We start from the raw sequence: 1,331 nt of genomic DNA on the forward strand, positions 1-1,331 counted from the left end.
GAATTCAATGCTTACATAAGTGACCTTTTTTCTGCTATGGATGAATATGAAGAAAAAGCTGCAGCGCATAAGAGAGCGCAGGACAGCTTTACAGGGGAAGCAAACTGGGAAGGAAAGAGTGCCGATAAGGCAAAACTCCTTGTAGGAACAGTTGAGCAGGCAAAGCTTGATGAAATACTAAGGATTGAAAGGGACTTTAGAACCATTCTTACGGAGTATGTAAATGGATTTAAAGCTGCGGTTGATGAAGCTGATGATGCCAAGATAAGTACGATCGTTCTTGAAGGACTTAACATAGAACTTCACGGCTGTGCCTCAGTTTATAAAACATGGGCAACAAGCATGGAGGTTTTAAAGGATAACATTCACAGCAGGTTTGGAAGTAAGTACGGAAACTGCGATGAATACGATTTCTTTATGGCATCAAATGCTTACGGGAATCTTTGCGGAGACGCATCAAAGGACGGAATGATCCTTGATCTTGTCAACAGGTTCATCAATTTCGATAATCAGCAGGCGGCCAAGATATCGTCTGTTAGTTTTCCTTATAGAATAGGCAAGTTAAAACAGGAGATTGAAGATCTCAGAAGCTGCAAGGGATTACTTGTAAATGGTGACGGCAACATTGAGATGGGCGTTATCGAAAGGCTTGGTGATTTCCTTGAGGACAGCGTAAATAAAGCGCAGGGTTCGGGAAGTTTTGTGGATAAACTTGGTAAGAACGTGCTCAGTACAATTCTTAAGTATGACCCTGTAAATATGTGCAGCGGAAACTATATAAATGAACACGTTGATATTGAACTTGGAGGTAAATATCCTCTTTCGTTTGGAAGATTCTATAATGCAATGGACAAAAAGGGCGGACGCCTCGGAAAAGGCTGGAAGCATACCTTTGAAAAGCGAATTGTGGAAGAAGACGGAATAATAAAGATAGAAAAGTCTGACGGAAGTAAAGGCGAGTATAAAAAGATCGACGATGTATATGACAAAGACCTTTATTTCGAAACGCAGGGCGAACAAGGACTCCTTGAAAAGCTCTCCGACGGCTATGTTATCACTCAGGATGACGGCACATATGAGAGATTTGATGACAGGGGATATCTTGTAGCGCTTGGAGATTTCGACGGCGATAATGTATCTTTTACATACGATATCGTTGGAGGCAAGCGCTGTGTTACACATATAAGTACCAAGAACGGAAACACTCTTACATTTGAGTATATTGAAAAATGTATCTTCAATGAACTTGGAAAAATAAGAGTTACTCTTATGACATCTGTTACCGATCAGGCGGGCAGGTGTGTTTCTTATACCTATGACGATGACAGGCT

General features: G+C 41.2%; 1 protein-coding gene. It reads left to right on the top strand.

The annotated features are described in order from the left end of the window. Nucleotides 1–1,331, top strand: a 1,331-nt coding sequence (locus DL92_RS0117410) for a DUF6531 domain-containing protein (RefSeq protein ID WP_026668436.1), incomplete at both ends; no start/stop codon positions are given.

Origin of the sequence: Butyrivibrio sp. AE2005, from assembly GCF_000686965.1 — a bacterium.
In the GTDB taxonomy this organism is placed as follows: Bacteria; Bacillota; Clostridia; order Lachnospirales; family Lachnospiraceae; genus Butyrivibrio; species Butyrivibrio hungatei_A.